The sequence below is a fragment of the Zooshikella ganghwensis DSM 15267 genome, assembly GCF_000428585.1.
Taxonomy (GTDB): Bacteria; Pseudomonadota; Gammaproteobacteria; order Pseudomonadales; family Zooshikellaceae; genus Zooshikella; species Zooshikella ganghwensis.
In genome coordinates, this window is the sequence record NZ_AUAF01000227.1 from 1 (window position 1) to 4,946 (window position 4,946).

Sequence of the window (4,946 nt, forward strand, 5' to 3'; positions counted from 1 at the left end):
GTTAGGTCATCAAATCCCCGATGACACGCTAGGCAGCGATAACGTTTTCGGGCAATTTGCTTTTGATGATTACCATTGCCTTCTACTTGTTGAGACTGGCAGTGAGGGCAGCTGACGCCATCAGGCCAACGTCTCTGACGAATAAACTGGTAGCATTGCTCATCATTTACCAGTTGTTTGATATTGATCATTCTTTGCTTATTACTGACTTAATTTACCCAAATAGACGTGCATAATACATCTTTGGTTGTATTATATGCTACCCCCTAGGAATCCATATAGAGCCTTAAAGTCTATTATCGATGCTTGCCATTTTTGGGGATCGGCTAAGGGAGACACTACTTCTGACATCTGAAGTTTTTCGTAACGCCACTGGTCAGAATGATTGTAAAAAAAGGAAGTACCATTCATTTGACGAGGTGGACGCTGCCAGTCTAAAGCAAATGCCAGAGGTAGCCAGCCAGTTTGTGGTCGAAGTTTTTCTTGCCCTACATAATGTGCCCAACCTCCACCACTTTGCCCCACACAGCCACACAGCATCAGCATATTAATGAGACCACGGTAATTCATATCCATGTGATACCAGTGGTTTAATGCAGCCCCCACAATAATCATTGAGCGACCTTGGGTTTTATCTGCTGTACGTGCAAACTCTCTTGCGATGCGAATGACATCTGCTCGAGGGACACCAGTAATTTTTTCTTGCCAGGCGGGGGTGTAAGGAATGTCACTGTCATAGTCACTGGCAGTGTTCTCATCGTGGTAACCATTATCAATACCATAATTGGCTACACTTAAATCAAACACGGTTGCAACTTTGACTTGCTTGCCATCCGCTAAGGTGACACTTTTAACAGGGACTTTTCTGGCAAGCAGCTCTTCATGCTGAGTATGTTGAAAGTAACCATGTTCGTGTTGTTGGCCACCAAAATAAGGAAATAAAACCTCAGCAATTTCGTCGTGACGGTTTTTCAAACTTAATAATAATGTCGTTTGCTGACCTGTTTGACTATTCGTGGGTTCAATATTCCATTTGCCTTGCTCTCCCCAGCGAAAACCGATAGAACCATTGGGTGTTACGATTTGCTGTGTATACTGATCAATACCTACGGTTTTCCATTCAGGATTATTTTTCTGTTCTAAATTATTCGCTAAATCAGATGCTCTTAAAAAACGACCTTGAATCAATGCTGGTTTATCATTCTGCTTATATTCATCGAGAATAACCAGCATTGGCATATCGGTATAACGTCTAACATAGTCTGAAAAATAGGTACTGGGTTGCTGTAAGTGAAACTCTTTCAAAATAACGTGCCCAAAGGCCATTGCTAACGCAGCATCTGTTCCTTGTCGAGGTGCTAGCCAACTGTCGGCAAATTTTGAGCATTCGGAGTAATCAGATGTGATGACACAGGTTTTTGTGCCTTTATAGCGAACTTCAGTAAGAAAGTGGGCATCTGGGGTGCGCGTTTGAGGAACGTTAGAACCCCAGACAATAATATAGTTAGCGTTATACCAGTCAGCGGCTTCAGGTACATCAGTTTGTTCACCCCATATCTGAGGAGACGCAGGAGGTAAGTCACAATACCAATCATAAAAACTAAGACAGTTGCCACCAATAAGTGACAAATAGCGTGCACCCGCTGCATAGGAGACCATAGACATAGCAGGGATAGGAGAAAAACCTGTGATACGGTCAGGACCATACTGTTTGGCCGTGTAGACATTAGCGGCAGCAATCAGGGTATTGACTTCTTCCCAACTGGCACGCACAAACCCACCCATACCTCGTTGTTGCTTATAGCTTTTTGCAGAGCTGGGATTTTCGACAATGCTTTGCCAGGCATTAACAGGGTCAGAATGCTGGTTTAATGCATCGCGCCAAAGTTGTAATAATTGTTTGCGAATTTTAGGGTATTTGAGACGGTTTGCACTATACATATACCATGAATAGCTGGCTCCGCGAGGGCAGCCCCGAGGTTCATGGTTTGGCAGGTCAGGTCGAGTTCTTGGGTAATCAGTTTGCTGAGTTTCCCATGTGACAAGGCCATCTTTAACATAGATTTTCCAACTACAAGACCCTGTACAGTTTACTCCATGTGTAGATCGAACAACTTTATCGTGTTGCCAACGACGACGGTAACCATCTTCCCACTGGCGATTGGCGGTGCTGGTTTCACCATGACCATTCGCAAATGTTGATTTTTTTTGTTTGAAAAACAGTAACCTGTCAAGAAAATGGCTCATTCTGAACTCCTCAACGGCAGGCTTAAAACGTCATTCCAAGGTATATATCGCCACCTGCAAAAATAAATGGACTCATTGCTTGGCTGATATATTGGCGGTGTTATTAATTTTTTGAGTACTAAAAAAAACGGCATTACGGTTAGTTATTAAGTTTTTTATAAACAATGAAAGTCAGGTATTGTGTCTACCTGTCGCTGACTTTTTAAATAATTATTTTTATCCCTGAGCAACAATATAACTGTGATTGTATGGGGCTAGTTAAGTAAGAAGTTGATATACGTCAAAAGAGTTTATTGGCTGAAAATTAATGGCTATGGCGTTATACCCCATAATAGGTAGGGTACAGTTATTCAATTTAAGTGAATTCAAGTGGTTGACTCGAAATTTGAGTCAGAAAATGAATGTAACGAGCGGCTAGTGGTTTTTTGGTGGTATATCCTTTGTCATATACCCATAGCGAATGGTATAGAAGCCAAACGCTCTTTGCGGCAGGTACTCGTGTCACGTAAATAGGAAATCACATGATACTGCAGAAACTAAGAAAATCGATCACTTTTCGCATGGGTGCACTCATGGTGATGTTAGTGATGCTGACGCTTATCACAATATCTTCCTCCTATTTTATTTCAGAAAGTACTGATCAGGATGCAGCTGCTGTCAATATAGCCGGCTCATTACGTATGCAAAGTTATCGGTTATTGAATCTGGTTATGCGTAATGCAATAGAGCGTCAAACCAGTCAGTCAGTCTATCCACTTATAGAGGAGTTTAGTCGCAGTTTGACGGCACCTGCTTTATTACAGGAGGTTAGGGGAGAAACGACAGCACTCAGTAAACAGTATCAGGTTGTGAAGCAGCAGTGGTTCTCGGATATCAAAAAGCAAATTGAGAAAGAGACTTATTCTTGGAACTCATTACAACTAAATTTTTTGCAACATAAAATAGAAAGCTTTGTGGTAGAAATTGATAAGCTCGTACATTTGTATCAACGGCTGGCGGAAAAGAAAATAGATACATTACGTTTGGTTCAGATTATAGCGTTGTTTGCAACAACATGTTTAGCCTATTTTTCAGTAAAAATTTTTCAGCAACATGTTGTGCTGCCTTTACAGCATCTAACTCATTGTGCGCATAAAATAGGCTTGGGTAATTTTTCTCAAAATATCAAAGTAAGTCATGATGATGAGTTGGGATTGTTGGCTAAAACAATAAATAAAATGTGTGTCGATATTTCTCAAATGTACACTAAATTAGAACAACGTGTTGAAGCTAAGACTAAAGCATTAAATCAAAGTAATCAGTCATTAAATTTTTTGTATCAGGTTGCACGAGACATTAATGAGAAAAGTGAAGGCCACAATTTTTTCAAGCAGTGGCTGGAAAGCTTGGCAAGAATTATTAATGTGAATGCTATTGATCTTTGTTTAAAAACGATAGATGCGCAAATTCCCTACGAACACTATAAGACACATACGAATGAAAGTGCTTGTCTTCCTTTAGATTGCGATGAATGCATGCATTCAGAACTGACCCTCTCATCAAAAGATGGTTGTACCAAAGTGCGATTTCCTTTAATAAAAGATGGTAATAATTATGGCGTATTAGTGTTTACTATGAGTGAAAATCGTCAGTTACAACCCTGGGAAGAGCAATTAATCAATTCATTTGCCAGTCAGGTTGCGGTGGCACTTAGCTTGCGAGGTCAATTATACCAGGAGCGACGTATAGCGTTAATGAATGAACGAACAGTGATTGCTCGTGAGTTACATGATTCTTTAGCACAGGCGTTATCTTATTTAAAGATTCAGGTTACTCGGTTAAAACGCGCTTTGCCAACGGAGGAGCAGCCTTCTCATATCAGTGATATTGTCATTGAGCTGCGAGAGGGTATTACCTCTGCGTACCAACAACTTCGGGAGTTGCTAACAACATTTCGATTGCAGATTCCAGAAAAAGGATTACAGGCGGCTTTAGCTCAAACAGTGAAGCAGACTTACGACCAACATGCTGGCTTTGAAGTTCAACTGGATTATCAGATACAACATTTACCACTTACGCCGAATGAAGAAATTCATCTTTTGCAACTGATTCGTGAGGCGATGCAAAATGCAATACATCATTCTTTAGGCAATAAATTATTGGTGTCGTTGGTTGTTAATGATGATCAACATATAAAAATTTCTGTGATAGACAATGGGGTGGGAATTAGTGAATCTCCTGAAAAATTAAATCATTATGGTTTGGCTATCATGAGAGAACGCAGTCGGCATTTAAAAGGTGTGTTGGAGGTTAAGCGGTTAGAGCAAGGAGGAACGGGTGTTTTCTTTGAGTTTATACCATTTTGCCTTCAGGAAAAGGGTTGATGTGGTGCTTTATAGCCTGCTTTGAGAAAGTGTACTCTCAAAGCAGGCTATAGGCAGGGCAATCGCATATAAATTTACACCGAACAAATTAGCTTCATTAAATATTCATGATCCCAACCAGCAGAGAGTCTCTTATTTTTTATTCCAATTTTATAAGTATTATCTTGCTTAAGAATATTAAGTGCTATCTGCCTAATTCTAGACATATTTTCAGCTGAATGTCCTTTACGAATTCGACTATCATCTTCTCTGAATGCAACATCCAAACTCCAGTGCAAGCTGTTTTCAATTTGCCAGTGATGTTGGATCATTTCACTAACCTCTTTTGCTGGCAAT

The 4,946-nt window shown here is 40.3% G+C and carries 3 protein-coding genes and 1 pseudogene; 1 reads left to right on the plus strand and 3 read right to left on the minus strand.

Annotation, left to right across the window (positions count from 1 at the left end):
* Positions 1-191 (minus strand): transposase (locus F607_RS0124565; RefSeq protein ID WP_027708116.1); only part of this gene is annotated, 191 nt, incomplete at its 3' end.
* Positions 192-288: 97 nt separating this feature from the next.
* Positions 289-2,247 (minus strand): annotated as a pseudogene (locus F607_RS31675) (nitrate reductase subunit alpha); the annotation flags it as partial.
* A gap of 521 nt (positions 2,248-2,768) precedes the next feature.
* Between F607_RS31675 and F607_RS0124575 the strand changes: the two are divergent.
* Positions 2,769-4,610: a histidine kinase gene (locus F607_RS0124575; protein WP_038292195.1), complete on the plus strand. Its 1,842-nt coding sequence runs from the start codon at positions 2,769-2,771 to the stop codon at positions 4,608-4,610.
* A 74-nt stretch (positions 4,611-4,684) separates the two neighbouring features.
* Here F607_RS0124575 and F607_RS0124580 read toward each other — a convergent pair.
* A partial coding sequence (locus tag F607_RS0124580; protein ID WP_027710160.1) for an ISAs1 family transposase occupies positions 4,685-4,946 on the minus strand: 262 nt, incomplete at its 5' end.

Excerpts from the sequence above, each read along its gene's own strand:
- F607_RS0124575 (WP_038292195.1), top strand. The coding sequence starts at position 2,769 with ATGATACTGCAGAAACTAAGAAAATCGATCACTTTTCGCATGGGTGCA.